The organism is Paenibacillus rhizovicinus, assembly GCF_010365285.1.
GTDB lineage: Bacteria > Bacillota > Bacilli > Paenibacillales > Paenibacillaceae > Paenibacillus_Z > Paenibacillus_Z rhizovicinus.
This window is the reverse complement of record NZ_CP048286.1, coordinates 1,088,135-1,102,775: the sequence shown is the minus strand read 5'-3', so window position 1 is coordinate 1,102,775 and position 14,641 is coordinate 1,088,135. Positions and strand designations below refer to the sequence as shown.

Genomic DNA, 14,641 nt, shown 5'->3' with positions numbered 1-14,641 from the left:
ATAATGAAAAGGGAGGCAGTAAAGAATGAACAACAAAAGGCAAACGATTTGGCTCGTGTCGATGCTCAGCTTGATGGTGATCCTCTCGGCGTACTATTTGTTCACGGAGGATGTCAGCACGCCGACGAACGATATCGTGACGACGGACGGTACGCAGCAGCAAGGCGATAAGAGCGATGCGACCGAAGCTTCCGGCACGGCGAACGCCGACAACGGCATCGTCGCGAACGAAGTGACGGGCAACGAAGCAGACAGCACGGCGGATAACGCAGCGAATAGTACAACGGATAAGAGCTCGGCTGCAGCCGACAACAACAGCGCATCCGCAGCCGACAACGGCAGCGCGCCGAAGGATGGCACGAGCACGGCGGACAGCAGCGCGAACGGCGCCATGTCGGACGAGGACATCTTGAAGGAAGTCGAATCCGTCGGCGGCTTGGCTACAAGCGTGTTCAGCCAACTCCAAGAACAGCGCGAATCGACGTACTTCGACCAATACAATAAGCTGATGGGCGAAGTGTCCGATACGAAGCTGAGCGAGAAAGACGCGGCGCGCTCCATGGACGAACTGAACCTGCTCGAAGACAAGAACACGAAGATTACGGGGCTTGAAGAGGAACTGTCCAAACAATTCGGCAACGCGGCCGTCGTGCCGGATGCCGGCGACCACTACAAAATTGTCGTGCAAAGCGACAAGCTCGAACGGACGCAAGCGGACAGCATCTTGACGAAGGCCATCGATGAGCTGGGCTTGACGCCTGATCAATTGACCGTACAGTACGTGAAGTAAGCCAAGCGGGCCCCGAAGCCGGATTTTGCGGCCCAGGGGCTTTTTTCCAACTTGGACGAAGGGGGATGACTTTATCGCGCCGTATCGCGTTATACCGATAATAGAAAGGCGTCATCCGCTCCGTCACTTTACCGAAGCTTCAAAAAGGGTGTTCGTGTTCTGGCGTATTTATGCTATAATAAGTTCTGCTATGCGCAGGTTTGGTAAAAATATAAGCAAAAGCATCCTTATTTGCTATACTTTACTTCTTATCGATGGGAAGAAACTTACCACGCCTCTTTAGAACGGCGAGAGCCGTCTCAACATGTTTGCGGCGCATTCCCGCTGCTGCGAACAGCGCTTACAATCAGACAATCAGGAAGCATCCGCAATGAGGATGCAAAAACTTTTAGGAGTGAAACGATGTTTAAACTGAGCGAGATTAAAGAATTGATCAAGCTGGTTGACGGGACTTCCGTCCATGAACTCGAAATTGAAAACGACGGCGCCCGTCTCATGATCCGCAAACCAGGCAAAGCCGAAGTCGTGAACATTCAGCAAGCCGCGCCATTCGTTCCTACATATACGCAGGCCCTCCAACCACAGGCAGAGGCGCATGCTGCAAGCCAGCCGGGAACGGCAGCGCCCGCACCGCAGGCGGCCCCGCAGAACAATTACCACCAGATCGTTTCGCCAATGGTCGGCACGTTCTACCGCGCTTCCTCGCCGGACAAGGCGCCGTTCGTTAACGTCGGCGACCGCATTAACGACAAGTCGATCGTATGTATCCTCGAGGCCATGAAATTGATGAATGAGCTCGAAGCGGAAGTGCGCGGCGAGATCGTCGAAATTCTCGTCGAGAACGGACAACTGGTCGAGTTCGGACAGCCGTTGTTCCTTGTGAAACCGGAATAAGTTCGACATCGGAACGAACCGGAAACAACGGACACGAGAGGAGTTTAACCGTGAAATTCAATAAAATTTTGATTGCTAACCGCGGCGAAATCGCCGTTCGGATTATCCGCGCTTGTCGCGAAATCGGTATTGAGACGGTAGCCGTATATTCTACGGCTGACCGCGAATCGCTTCACGTCCGCTTGGCGGACGAGGCGTATTGCATCGGTCCTGTCGCATCCAAGGACAGTTATTTGAACTTGACGAGCATCATGAGCGTTGCGACGCTTACGAATTGCGACGCCATCCACCCAGGCTATGGCTTCTTGGCAGAGAACGCCGACTTCGCGGAAATCTGCGAATCATGCGGCGTGACCTTCATCGGTCCGTCCCCGCAAGCCATTAGCAAAATGGGCGATAAATCGGTTGCGAAATTGACGATGAAGGAAGCCGACGTGCCGATCATTCCAGGCTCCGACGGTTTGGTCGAGGATATGGACGATGCGATTCGCGTCGCCCGCGAAATCGGTTACCCGGTCATCATCAAAGCGACAGCCGGCGGCGGCGGCAAAGGAATCCGGATCGCCGAGAACGAAGAATCGCTCGTATCCCAGATTACGACGGCACAGCAAGAGGCACAGAAGGCATTCGGCAATGCCGGCGTATATTTGGAGAAATATTTGACAGGCATGAAGCACGTCGAAATTCAAATTATGGCCGACAAGCATGGCAATGCGGTGCATCTGTTCGAACGCGATTGCTCGATTCAGCGCCGGCGTCAGAAGCTCGTCGAAGAAGCGCCTTGCCCGGTACTGAGCCCCGCGCTCCGCGAACGCATGGGTCAAGCGGCGGTGCGCGCCGCGCAAGCCGTGAACTATTCGGGAGCCGGCACGCTTGAGTTTCTGCTCGGTCCGGACGGGAATTTCTACTTCATGGAAATGAACACGCGGATTCAAGTTGAACATCCCGTCACCGAAATGATCACGAACGTTGATTTGATCAAAGAAATGATCTCCGTGGCCGAGGGCAATCCATTGTCCTTCACGCAGGACGATCTCAAGATCAACGGCTGGGCCATGGAGTGCCGGATCAATGCCGAGGACTCCGAGCGTGGTTTCATGCCATCGCCTGGCGAAATCTCGTTCTATCTGCCTCCGGGCGGCTTGGGCGTACGCGTCGACAGCGGCGCTTATCCCGGCTATAAGATTTCGCCGCACTATGATTCTATGATCGCCAAGCTGATCGTTTGGGGAGCGACGCGCGAAGACGCCATCGCCCGAATGAAACGCGCGCTTTCGGAGTTCGCGATCGATGGTATCCGTACGACGATCCCGTTTCACTTGAAACTGCTGAACCATCCGAAGTTCGTCAAGGGTAATTTCGATATCAAATTCCTCGAGGAACACGACATCAATAACCCTGAAGAATTCTCGCAGGAATAGGCAGTAAACAAGCGCTGCGCTGTTTGTCATAATTCCGCCAGAATGCTATAGTATAGGAATAAGAAGCGGATAAGCTATCGGCTGGCGGCTGAGGCACGCAACTTTACGGGAGGTGTAGGATAACCATGAGTACGCTGGCAGCGGACTATGAGAGAACGGACATGGGCACTATTCAAATCGCACCCGAAGTCATTGAAATCATTGCTGGTCTTGCGACGATTGAAATTCAAGGCGTAGCGGGCATGAGCGGCGGATTCGCCGGCGGCATTGCCGAGCTTCTGGGTCGCAAGAACTTGTCGAAAGGCGTTAAAGTCGAAGTGGGGCAGCGCGAAGCGGCAGTGGACGTTTCCATTATCGTGGAATACGGCAACCGTATTCCGGAGATTGCTTCCGACATTCAACGCAACGTTAAGCGCTCCATCGAAACGATGACCGGACTTCATGTCGTCGAGGTGAACGTTCATATCCATGACGTTCATTTCAAAACAACGGCGGAGAAACCGGAATTGGACGAGGTTCAGCTTCGCGTTAAATAATTCTTTTCTTGGAAACGAATGACTCATACCCCCTAGTGGTTGGGCTTGCCGCTCGGCGCTAGGGGGTTTTATCTAGTCATTCATGCTCCAATTGAATTCGGCCTGACTTGCTTCAAGTTTTCAGGATAGAAACGTTTATCGAATCCGACTAAGGTTGGCGTCCGCCGTTTCTTCTCATCCGCTTCAAGGAGGAATTATCGTTGATTAGAGTGTTGGACAAGCTGTTGTTATTCATATACAGCCTGGCGATCGGGGCCGCAGCGGTTATTGCGTTCAGTGCCGGTGTATACTGGTTTCCGGAAGAATGGCTCAACAATTTAGTACATAATTTGTACAGCGGCGACATGCGCTGGCTGCAGTTAACGGTCGTATCGGTGGCAGCCGTCGTGTTTCTGATCAGTTTGCGCTTCTTCTACGTATCGCTTCGGCGCAGCAATGCGTCCGCTCCATCGATCGATCAACGGACGGAATTCGGCGATATCCGCATTTCGCTGGAAACGGTAGAGAATTTAGCGTTGAAGGCGGCAGCCCGCCAGCGCGGCGTGAAAGACCTGAAAGCACGGATCCGCATCGGCGAAACGGGTATCGAAGTGTCGCTGCGCGCAATCGCGGACGGCGAAAGCTCCATTCCGACGTTGACAGAGGACATCCAGCGTGCGGTCAAAACTCACGTGGAGGAAATCACCGGCATTCCTGTTGCAAACGTGTCCGTTTACGTGGCGAACATCATCCAAACCGCGAACTTTAAAAGCCGTGTAGAATAGGGGTGATGCCGATCATGTGGAGGGAAATCTGGACAAGCTATGGAGGAAGGATCGCCGGCGTTTCGGTGGGATTCATCCTGGGACTTCTTTATTTCATCGTAGGATTTTGGGATATGTTGTTTTTCGGTTTATTGCTTTGGATCGGCTATGCGATCGGTAAAATGAAGGATGAGCAGCGAGGCCCGGTCTTTCCATGGCAGCGGATGCTGGAATGGCTGACAGAACGCTGGCGTCCGTTCAAATAGCACTATGATCTCCTCCGTACCCCGGACCATGCGGCATCCGTTCGGGGCAGGGAGGAGATCATATTTTGGCATGAAACGCACCGCGCGTCATACTGGGCGACGCGGGACGCTGAAGGAATTTTAAGGAGCGGTCAGAGGACACATGAAACGAAGGTTAGCACGGGAAATCGTGGTACAAAGCTTGTACCAAATGGAAATGAACGAAGAGGCGACAACCGCGTCCGCGGTGAATATGCTCGTCGACGAGGTGCATGCCGAGAACGAAATCGAGGCGGATGCAGGCGACGTCGGCAAGATTGACGAATATATTCGCAGCCTTCTTCAAGGCGTCGTGGAACATAAAGCAGCGATTGACGATATGCTGCAGCATTACTTAACAGGGTGGCAGGTCGACCGCCTCTCCCGCGTGGACCGTCAAATTCTCAGGCTTGCCTGCTATGAATTGGTGTTCCGCGACGACGCGCCGCCGAAGGCAATCATCAATGAAGCCATCGAACTGGCGAAGCATTTCGGAACCGACGAGTCTGGCCGATTCGTCAACGGCGTGCTTGGCCGCTTGCTTCAAGCGCTTGACGAGCTCAAACCGAAAGCGTAAACTGTCGTCCGCGGCGCTTCATTCAACGGAATGAAACGCCGTTTGCGCTGCCCTGGAGGACGGCGAGAGTGCCGCTTGACCTTGAGCCCCTTGCAGCCTTGCGGCGTAAGGGGCTTCCGATAATTAAGCCTGCCTGAGACATATATATGAGGAGCGATCGAATTGACAGCACAACGTATCGAAGGAAAAGCAATCTCTGACGCCATCCGAATTGAAATCGGCGAAGAAACGGCGAAGCTCGCCGCGCAAGGCATCGTTCCGGGCCTGGCGGTCGTGCTCGTCGGCGAAGATCCGGCATCGAAAGTCTACGTGGGAAGCAAAGAGAAGGCTTGCCAACAGCTTGGCTTTTATTCCGAAGTCCATCGTTTAGAGGCTTCCACGACGCAAGAGGAACTGCTCGCACTGATCGATCGGCTGAATAGGCAGGAAACCATACATGGCATACTCGTGCAGCTTCCGCTGCCTAAACATATCGATGAGAAATCGGTTATCGATGCAATCAGCGCTGCCAAGGATGTCGATGGCTTCCATCCTGTAAGCGTCGGCAATCTCGTTATTGGCGACGACAGCCTGCTTCCTTGCACGCCTGCAGGCGTTATCGAGCTCATTAAACGGACGGGCATCGAAATCGCAGGCAAACATGCCGTCGTTATCGGCCGCAGCAACATCGTAGGGAAGCCGGTATCCATGCTTCTGCTTCGCGAACATGCTACCGTTACGATTTGCCACTCTCGTACGGCTAACATGGCCGACATCGCCAAGACGGCGGATATCCTGGTCGTGGCGATCGGCAAGGCGAAAGCCATCGGCAGCGCGTTCGTGAAACCGGGAGCGGTCGTCATCGATGTCGGCATTAACCGGCTCGAAGACGGTAAGCTCGCCGGAGACGTGGATTACGACGATGTTCTGGACGTAGCCGGGTACGTAACGCCGGTTCCGGGCGGCGTAGGTCCGATGACGATTACGATGCTGATGCAGAACACATTGAAAGCCGCCAAACAACTACACGCAGCAAAGGAGTAGGTCCGGGACATGGCTGACCGAACGCGAATATTTTCGATTAAAGAAATAAACCGCTACATCGGGATGAAGCTGGAATCGGACAACCTTCTGAACGATGTTTGGCTTCGCGGCGAAATCTCGAATTTCACGCATCATTCCAGCGGCCATATGTACTTTACGTTGAAGGACAAAGACAGCCGTTTGAAATGCATCATGTTCGCGTCCCATAATCAACGGCTGCCGTTTATTCCGAAAGAAGGCGCGAAGGTGCTCGCCCGAGGCAATATTGCCGTGTATGAACGGGACGGCAACTACCAGTTCTATTGCACGTCGATGCAGCCGGACGGAATCGGCAGTCTCTATCTTGCGTATGAGCAGTTGAAACGCAAGCTGGAAGACGAGGGACTATTCGAGCCTGCGCGGAAGCGTCCGATTCCGAAGTTTCCGAAGGCAATCGGCGTTATTACATCCCCAACCGGGGCCGCCGTGCGGGATATACTCATAACGCTGCAGCGCCGACACCCATCCGTGCCGGTGCTGCTTTTTCCTGTGTCCGTGCAGGGTAAGGGCGCAGCGCCTTCCATCGTTAAAGCCATCGAAATAATGAACCGATTGGCGGAGGTAGACGTATTAATAATTGGCCGGGGCGGCGGGTCCTTGGAAGAATTGTGGGCATTCAACGAAGAAACGGTCGCCCGCAGCATTGCCGCTTCGCGGATACCGGTCATTTCGGCTGTCGGCCATGAAACGGATTTTACGATTTCGGATTTCGTATCTGATCTTCGAGCGGCTACGCCGACGGCGGCAGCCGAACTCGCGGTTACGAGCGTGCACGAGCTGCGGTCGAAGCTGTCCCAAATGGAATCGAGAATGGTGCAAATGCTGCGCATGAAGCTCCAGGGCCGCCAAGAACGGCTGGCTCGCTTGCGCAGGTCTCCGGTATTCTTGAATCCTCGTAAGTACGTGCTTCAGCAAGCTCAACTGCTCGATATCATGCAGGAGCGGCTTCGCAATCGGGCGCTGCGCTTGGCGGAACGAAACCGTGAAACTTATAAAAATTTGTTTGCCGCGCTCAACAGAGCTCATCCGGGCGGGAAAGCCGCCTTGGCGAACAAGCAACTGCAGGCTGTTACTGGCCGTCTTGAATCCAGCATGGCAGCCGGTATGAAAGAGAGACGGCTGCAGCTGCTGGCCTCGATGCGTCAACTGGATGCGCTCAGCCCGCTTAAGGTAATGTCCAGAGGGTATAGTTTAGTATATGACGAGCACGGGACTAAGCTGGTGAAGTCCGTTTCCGACGTGCAGCCTGGCGATCTGCTTAAGGTGAAAGTGGCGGACGGCCAGTTGGAATGCCAGGTATGGGGATTGAAAGGGGAGGCGTAAACGATGGCGGCGAAAGAGAAGGACAAAGAGAAAGACAAAGAAAAAGAAAAGGAAGAAATCAGTTTCGAGACGGCCATGGAGCGCCTCGAAGATATCGTCGGCAAGCTTGAAAGCGGCGACGTGCCGCTCGAAACGGCGATCGAGCTGTTTCAGGAAGGCATGAAGATGTCCCAACTATGCGGATCGAAGCTTGAGCAAGTCGAACGGAAGATCGAAATGCTGATCGAATCCGAGAATGGCTTGCAAAGAAAACCGTTTGCTCCCGCGAACGAAGACAGAGGGGAATAGGCGTGAAAACTTCGCTATCGCTTTCAGACTATTTGAACCGCTCCGTGTTGGAAATCGAAGCGGCGCTGCACGATTCTATCCCGCAGGAATGGGACATCCCGCCCGCGCTTCGTGAATCGATGATGTATTCTCTAGAGGCCGGAGGCAAGCGTCTGCGGCCCATTCTCGTGCTGAGCGCGGCCGAAGCGATCGGACGTAACGAGAATGCGAGAGCAATCGCGATGCCGATCGCCTGCGCGATTGAGATGATCCATACGTACTCGCTCATCCACGACGATTTGCCGGCTATGGATAACGATGATTACCGTAGAGGCAAGCTGACGAATCATAAGGTGTTCGGCGAGGCGATGGCGATTCTGGCCGGCGACGGGCTGCTGACGCATGCGTTCTATGCCGTTACGCGCGCCTCGGCGCTTGGCGCTTCGCCGGAAACCGCGCTTGCAATCGTGGCCGATCTCGCCAAGCTCGCTGGAGCGCCCGGCATGGTCGGGGGACAAGCGGCGGATATGCTAGGCGAACAAGGCGTTACCTCGCTCGAAGAGCTCGAATATATTCACCTGCACAAAACAAGCGATCTCGTCGTTTTCTCCGTGGTAGCCGGGGCGCGCATCGGTGGAGCGACTCCGCAGCAGCTTGATGCCTTGCGCATCTTCGCCCGCAAGCTGGGGCTGGCTTTTCAAATTCAGGACGATATTCTGGATTTGGTCGGCGATGCTGCCAAGCTGGGCAAGCCGGTCCAAAGCGACGTGGAAGAACAGAAGGTGACCTATCCGTTTCTGATCGGCATGGAAGCGAGCGAAGCGCTCGTGGAGCGGTTGACGCAGGAAGCGAAGCAGGCGCTTGAGGATGCGAAGCTGTCCATGCCGGATACGCTGCGCGAAATCGCCGATTATTTGATGCGGAGAGACCATTAGGGCTTGTTCGTTCCTTTGAGGCAATGCTTGCGCATGCTACCGGGTTCCCTTGGTCATGGGCTTCTGCCTCGAACTATGATATAATTTAGCCACGTTTGACGATTGTTGGATAACGGGAACTGTCAGCAGGGAAAGCGAGGAAATAACGTGTTGCTTGAACATATAAATGAGCCCAAGGATTTGAAATCGTTGTCGATCCCGCAGTTGGAGCAGCTGGCTGGCGAGATTCGCAACTTCCTGATTGAGAATCTGTCAACGACAGGCGGACATCTATCGTCCAATTTGGGCGTTGTCGAACTTACCTTGGCGCTTCATTATTTATTCGACAGCCCGAAGGATAAATTTCTATTCGACGTGGGCCATCAATCGTACGTCCATAAAATGTTGACTGGCCGTCGAAGTCAATTCGATACATTGCGTCAATATAAAGGGCTATGCGGATTCGTGAAGCGTTCCGAAAGCCCGCATGACGTCTGGGAAGCTGGACATAGCAGCACTTCCTTGTCCGCGGCTATGGGCATGGCGCTTGCCCGCGACCTGAAGGGCGAGAAGAATAAAGTCGTCGCCATTATTGGCGACGGAGCGCTGACAGGCGGGATGGCGCTGGAGGCGCTGAATCACATCGGACACGAGAAGAAGAACCTGATGGTGATTCTGAACGACAACGAAATGTCGATCGCGCCGAATGTCGGAGCGCTGCATCACTATCTCGGCAAAATCAGAACGGACCGCCATTACCAGAAGGCGAAGGAAGAACTGAACCAGTTTCTGAACAAAATTCCCGCAATCGGCGGCAAGCTGGCCAAGACCGCAGAGCGGCTCAAAGACAGCATCAAATATTTGCTCGTGAACGGCATCTTGTTTGAACAATTCGGTTTCACCTATTTCGGACCGGTGGATGGCCATGACTTGCCTCAGTTGATGGAGACGATCGAACAGGCGAGCCGTGTGCAAGGACCGGTATTGGTTCATGTAATTACCGTGAAAGGCAAAGGGTATTCACCTGCCGAAGCGGATTCGTTCAAGTGGCATGGCGCATCGCCGTACAAGATCGAATCCGGCCAAATGCTCAAAGCCGTCGGTCCTCCGATGTACACGGAAGTGTTCAGTGATGCGCTGATGGACTTAGCCGAGCAGGATAAACGCATTGTCGCGGTCACACCGGCCATGCCGGGCGGATCCGGACTGCTTAAATTCGCAGAGCGCTTTCCCGACCGGATGATCGATGTCGGCATTGCCGAACAGCATGCGGGTACAATGTGCGCGGCGTTGGCGATGGAGGGGATGAAACCGGTTTATGCGGTCTATTCGACCTTCCTGCAGCGTGCGTATGACCAAGTCGTACATGATATTTGCCGTCAAAATGCGAATGTGGTCTTCGCGATCGACCGCGCCGGCTTCGTTGGCGCCGATGGCGAAACCCATCATGGCGTATACGATATCCCGTTCCTTCGCCATATTCCGAACATGGCGATTATGATGCCGAAGGACGAGAACGAGCTTCGCCGGATGATGAAGACGGCGATCGATTACGAAGACGGACCGATTGCGATCCGTTATCCGCGGATCAACGGCCTCGGCGTTCCGATCGAGAAGGAAATGAAGCCGATTCCGTTCGGTACGTGGGAGACGCTGCGTGAAGGCGATTCGGCGGTCATCGCGGCAATAGGACCGATGATTCCGGTTGCCGAAGAAGCGGCCGACCTATTGAAGCGCGAAGGATTGAATGTACGCATCGTCAATGCCCGCTTTATTAAGCCGCTCGACGAAACGATGCTGCTGAAGATTGCGGAAGAAGGTATTCCGATGCTCGTACTCGAGGAAGGCTCGGAACTGGGCGGTCTCGGCAGCGCCGTATTGGAATTCTATTCCTTGCACCATAAAGACGACATGCACGTCCGCATCGTGGGCGTTCCTGATATCTTCGTCGAGCATGGCTCGGTGAAGGAACAGCGCCAAGAGGTCGGATTGACGGCAGAGCATGTGGCGACCGAATTGTCGTCGCTGCTGCCGCGAATTCGCAAGCGCGTGCAAGGCCAGGTTTAAGAAACAGGAGATTCCTTACAGATGACGATTGCAAAAGAACGAATAGACGTGCTGCTCGTGGAGCAGGGCTACTACGAAAGCCGCGTCAAAGCGAAGGCGGCGCTGATGGCTGGACTTGTCATCGTTGACGGTGAGCGAATCGAGAAAAGCGGCATGAAAGTGCCGAGAACCGCTTCCATCGTCGTCAAAGGCGCACTGCATCCGTACGTGAGCCGCGGCGGCTTGAAGCTGGAGAAAGCGATCAAGCAGTTCGGACTTGATCTGCAAGATGCGGTTATGCTGGATATCGGCGCGTCCACCGGCGGATTTACGGATTGCGCCCTGCAGAACGGCGCGGCTTACGTGTATGCGCTTGATGTCGGTTATAATCAACTGGATTGGTCGCTTAGGCAGCATGAGCGCGTCAACGTGATGGAACGAACGAATTTTCGCTACACGGTGCCCGAGGACTTGAAAGGTCCTGAACCGACATTCGCGACGATCGACGTGTCGTTTATTTCGTTGAAACTGATCTTGCCGACGCTGGGCACGCTGCTTAAGCAAGGGGCTGGCATCGTAGCGCTGATCAAACCGCAGTTCGAGGCGGGCCGCGAGAAGGTCGGCAAGTCGGGCGTCGTACGCGAACCGGCGACGCATCGCGAAGTATTGAAGCAGGTGCTTGGATTTGCGGCTGCACAGGGCTACGTCCTGCAACAGCTCACGTTCTCGCCAATTACGGGCGGGGAAGGGAATATCGAGTTTCTGGCTTATTGGTTGTGGGAGCCAGGTTCTGCATCTGCCGCGCCGGACGATGCCGCCATTGCGGAGATCGTCGAGCAAGCGACCAATACGTTTACTTAGATCCCATTTCCGGATCGGACGGTTTATCGGGGAACCGAAGTCTTTTCAGCAGGCGTTAGTCGCCGGCGGGAAAGGCTTTTTTTATTCTTCCCCTTTGCATTCGCCGAAAAATTTGGTAAGATAAGAACGAAAGCAAACAAATGTTCGGTATTTGGAATACCGGCACCGAAGAGGAAATATACCCAGGGACGCGAAATGGTTAGTGTTACTCTTTTCGACCGCGGGAGGTATCTAATGGGAAACTTCGGTGATTGGCTGGTTATGATTGCGGCAGGCGGATTGCTGGTGTATTGGATTTATCGGGCTTTTTATCGCTGGCTGCACGAACCGCCGGGCATGAATACCAAGCTTCTGCTAAGCGAAGCTGAGAAGGTCAAAGAAGACGACGTGAACGTGCAGTTTCTGGAGAACGCCGGCTATGAAGTGACGCACGGCAAATACCGCGTTCCTCTTACGATCGACTTAGATGGAACCATTTTGCAAAGCCGTTTATTTATCGATTTAATTGCCGAGAAAGACGGCAAACATTATATAGTGAAGACTGCTCGCGAGCGTATGCCGATCGATTGGACAGGCAGTGGAGTCAGAGACCGATTGCTTGTATACGCGCTGCTGATGCCGAATTGCGAAGGGGTTCTGTTCGTGGATCATAAGGAATCCATTATCCGAACGATTACGTTCAGGCTCGGTTCCTAACTTGAGGAGGATAACATGAAGAGCGTTAGGCAAATGAAAATACGCGAACTCATTACGGGCCAGATTATCGAAACACAGGATGATTTGGTGGAGTCGTTACGAACGGCGGGACTTCAAGTAACGCAAGCGACCGTATCCCGCGACATTAAAGAAATGCAGCTGGTTAAAGTTTCGATCGAGGATGGCAGATACAAGTATTCCATTCCGCAGGAAACCCGGACGCACTCCATCTCAAAGCTGAAACGGACGCTGTCCGATCATTTCCTGCATATCGACTACACGGATAATTTAGTCGTGATGAAATGCTTGCCGGGCACTGCGAATGCCATTTGCGCCATGATCGACAACATGGAATGGATCGAAGTGATGGGGACGATTTGCGGAGATGATACGATTCTCATGATTTGCCGATCGAAACCGCAAAGCGCTGAAATTGTGGACAGGCTGCTTGGATTAATGAATTAATGCTTGCTTTCCCATAGACCACTACAGGAACATGTTAAGGAGGAGAACTGCTATGCTTCGCGAGCTGTCTATTCGCAATTTGGCGGTCATTGAACAAGTATCTGTGAAATTTCATGATGGGTTTCATGTTTTAACGGGGGAAACAGGAGCGGGCAAATCGATTCTGATCGATGCGCTCAGCCTTGTTGTCGGCGGCAGAGGCGCTTCGGATATGGTTCGGTACGGCTGCGATAAAGCCGAGATCGAAGCGATGTTCGAACTGTCGGCTGCTCATCCGGTGTGGTCCATTATGAAAACATTCGGGATACATGCTTCGCCAGAAGAGGGACTCGTCATTCGCCGGGAATTGTCTTCCCAAGGCAAGAGCGTCAGCCGTCTCAATGGACATATCGTTACGTTATCCATGCTCCGCGAAGCTGGAGAGTGCCTCGTTAACATTCATGGTCAACATGAGCATCAATCGCTGCTCCGTACGGAGAAGCATTTGGACTGGTTGGATTCCTATGCGGGTGATGCCGTGCTTGGAACGTTGGAATCTTATCGTGTCGTGCATAAGCAGTATGATAAAGTGCGACTCGAAATGAAGGATCTGGAGGAATCGTCCAGGCAGAACATGCAGATGTTAGACTTGTACCGTTTTCAGATCGAAGAGATTGCTTCCGCGCGCTTAAAGCCCGGTGAAGATGAAGCTATGGCCGAGGAGCGTCAGAAGCTGATGTCGGCCGTCAAGCGGCGCGATTCCGCAGCGGAGGCTTACAGCTTGCTGCACGGCAATAAAGGTTTGGATGCGATCAGCAAGGCTGTCGGTAAAGTCACGGACATCCGCGACTATGATCCGCAAGTTATCGATCCTTTGTTGGAGCAGCTGCAATCGGCGTTTTATCAGCTGGAGGATGCAGTGTTTCAATTGCGCGACTACCGGGACGGCGTGGAATCCGATCCGGAACGTCTGACCTTTATCGATGACCGCATCGATCTCATCAACAACTTGAAACGCAAATACGGGGAAACCATCCCCGATATTATAGCCTATTTGAGCAGCATCAAATCAGAAGCTGACAAGATCGAAAACCGGGACGAGCACTTGGCGCGTCTACAAGGCGAAATGATTAAATTAATGACGGACTGTACCGCGCTTGGACTTCAATTGTCACAGCTTCGTCGTAAAGCGGCCGACCGTCTGGCCACAGCAATCGAAAGCGAGCTGCGTCAGCTTCAAATGGAACGTACGACGTTCCGCGTGCAGCTGGAACAACAGCCGGTCGGTGAAGGGTTTAAGCTGCATGCCAACGGAATTGACGAAGCAGCGTTCCTGATCGCTCCGAATCCTGGTGAACCGCTTAAGCCGATCAGCAAGATCGCTTCGGGCGGCGAAATGTCGCGGATCATGCTAGCGCTTAAGACGATCTTCGCTTCTATTGATGGAATACCGGTACTTGTGTTCGACGAAGTCGATACCGGCGTCAGCGGCCGCGCAGCGCAGTCCATTGCCGAGAAAATGGCCCGGCTGTCCAGCCAGTGCCAAGTGTTCTCCATAACGCATTTGCCGCAGGTAGCCTGCATGGCGGAACATCATTACGAAATTAAAAAATCCATCATCGCTGAACGTACATCTACGCGAGTAATGGAATTGAATCAAATGAGTCGAATCGAAGAATTAGCCCGCATGCTGGGCGGTGTGGAAGTAACGGAAAAAACCCGCCATCATGCACAAGAAATGCTTGACTTGGCTTATAAACAGAAGGGGGCATAATGGAACCCA

General features: G+C 53.6%; 16 protein-coding genes. All 16 read left to right on the top strand.

Annotation, left to right across the window (positions count from 1 at the left end):
• Positions 1-25 precede the first annotated feature (25 nt).
• Positions 26-790, top strand: a complete 765-nt coding sequence (locus tag GZH47_RS05115; protein WP_162639012.1) for a SpoIIIAH-like family protein — start codon at positions 26-28, stop codon at positions 788-790.
• Between the two features lie 402 nt (positions 791-1,192).
• Positions 1,193-1,684 carry an acetyl-CoA carboxylase biotin carboxyl carrier protein gene (gene accB / locus GZH47_RS05110; protein WP_162639011.1) on the top strand — a complete coding sequence of 164 codons (492 nt, stop codon included), beginning with the start codon at positions 1,193-1,195 and terminating at the stop codon, positions 1,682-1,684.
• A gap of 50 nt (positions 1,685-1,734) precedes the next feature.
• Positions 1,735-3,105, top strand: coding sequence for an acetyl-CoA carboxylase biotin carboxylase subunit (gene accC, locus GZH47_RS05105; RefSeq protein ID WP_162639010.1), 1,371 nt, complete (start codon positions 1,735-1,737; stop codon positions 3,103-3,105).
• A gap of 125 nt (positions 3,106-3,230) precedes the next feature.
• Complete coding sequence (locus GZH47_RS05100) at positions 3,231-3,641, top strand: Asp23/Gls24 family envelope stress response protein (protein WP_162639009.1); 411 nt, start codon at positions 3,231-3,233, stop codon at positions 3,639-3,641.
• Between the two features lie 200 nt (positions 3,642-3,841).
• Complete coding sequence (gene amaP / locus GZH47_RS05095; protein WP_162639008.1) at positions 3,842-4,405, top strand: alkaline shock response membrane anchor protein AmaP; 564 nt, start codon at positions 3,842-3,844, stop codon at positions 4,403-4,405.
• Between the two features lie 14 nt (positions 4,406-4,419).
• On the top strand, positions 4,420-4,650 hold the full coding sequence (locus GZH47_RS05090; RefSeq protein ID WP_404823747.1) for a DUF2273 domain-containing protein: 231 nt from the start codon (positions 4,420-4,422) through the stop codon (positions 4,648-4,650).
• Between the two features lie 142 nt (positions 4,651-4,792).
• On the top strand, positions 4,793-5,245 hold the full coding sequence (gene nusB / locus GZH47_RS05085; RefSeq protein WP_162639006.1) for a transcription antitermination factor NusB: 453 nt from the start codon (positions 4,793-4,795) through the stop codon (positions 5,243-5,245).
• A 162-nt stretch (positions 5,246-5,407) separates the two neighbouring features.
• On the top strand, positions 5,408-6,268 hold the full coding sequence (gene folD, locus GZH47_RS05080; RefSeq protein ID WP_162639005.1) for a bifunctional methylenetetrahydrofolate dehydrogenase/methenyltetrahydrofolate cyclohydrolase FolD: 861 nt from the start codon (positions 5,408-5,410) through the stop codon (positions 6,266-6,268).
• Positions 6,269-6,277: 9 nt separating this feature from the next.
• Positions 6,278-7,630: an exodeoxyribonuclease VII large subunit gene (gene xseA / locus GZH47_RS05075; RefSeq protein WP_162639004.1), complete on the top strand. Its 1,353-nt coding sequence runs from the start codon at positions 6,278-6,280 to the stop codon at positions 7,628-7,630.
• Positions 7,631-7,633: 3 nt separating this feature from the next.
• Positions 7,634-7,918, top strand: a complete 285-nt coding sequence (gene xseB, locus GZH47_RS05070) for an exodeoxyribonuclease VII small subunit (protein WP_162639003.1) — start codon at positions 7,634-7,636, stop codon at positions 7,916-7,918.
• A gap of 2 nt (positions 7,919-7,920) precedes the next feature.
• On the top strand, positions 7,921-8,832 hold the full coding sequence (locus GZH47_RS05065) for a polyprenyl synthetase family protein (protein WP_192043586.1): 912 nt from the start codon (positions 7,921-7,923) through the stop codon (positions 8,830-8,832).
• 147 nt (positions 8,833-8,979) lie between these two features.
• Positions 8,980-10,878: a 1-deoxy-D-xylulose-5-phosphate synthase gene (gene dxs / locus GZH47_RS05060; RefSeq protein WP_162639002.1), complete on the top strand. Its 1,899-nt coding sequence runs from the start codon at positions 8,980-8,982 to the stop codon at positions 10,876-10,878.
• 21 nt (positions 10,879-10,899) lie between these two features.
• Positions 10,900-11,718, top strand: coding sequence for a TlyA family RNA methyltransferase (locus tag GZH47_RS05055; RefSeq protein WP_162639001.1), 819 nt, complete (start codon positions 10,900-10,902; stop codon positions 11,716-11,718).
• Positions 11,719-11,952: 234 nt separating this feature from the next.
• Positions 11,953-12,414 carry a hypothetical protein gene (locus GZH47_RS05050; RefSeq protein ID WP_162639000.1) on the top strand — a complete coding sequence of 154 codons (462 nt, stop codon included), beginning with the start codon at positions 11,953-11,955 and terminating at the stop codon, positions 12,412-12,414.
• A 15-nt stretch (positions 12,415-12,429) separates the two neighbouring features.
• Entirely contained in the window at positions 12,430-12,879 is a 450-nt protein-coding gene (gene ahrC / locus GZH47_RS05045; RefSeq protein WP_162638999.1) for a transcriptional regulator AhrC/ArgR, read from the top strand.
• Between the two features lie 52 nt (positions 12,880-12,931).
• Positions 12,932-14,632, top strand: a complete 1,701-nt coding sequence (gene recN, locus GZH47_RS05040; protein ID WP_162638998.1) for a DNA repair protein RecN — start codon at positions 12,932-12,934, stop codon at positions 14,630-14,632.
• The last annotated feature ends 9 nt before the right edge of the window (positions 14,633-14,641 follow it).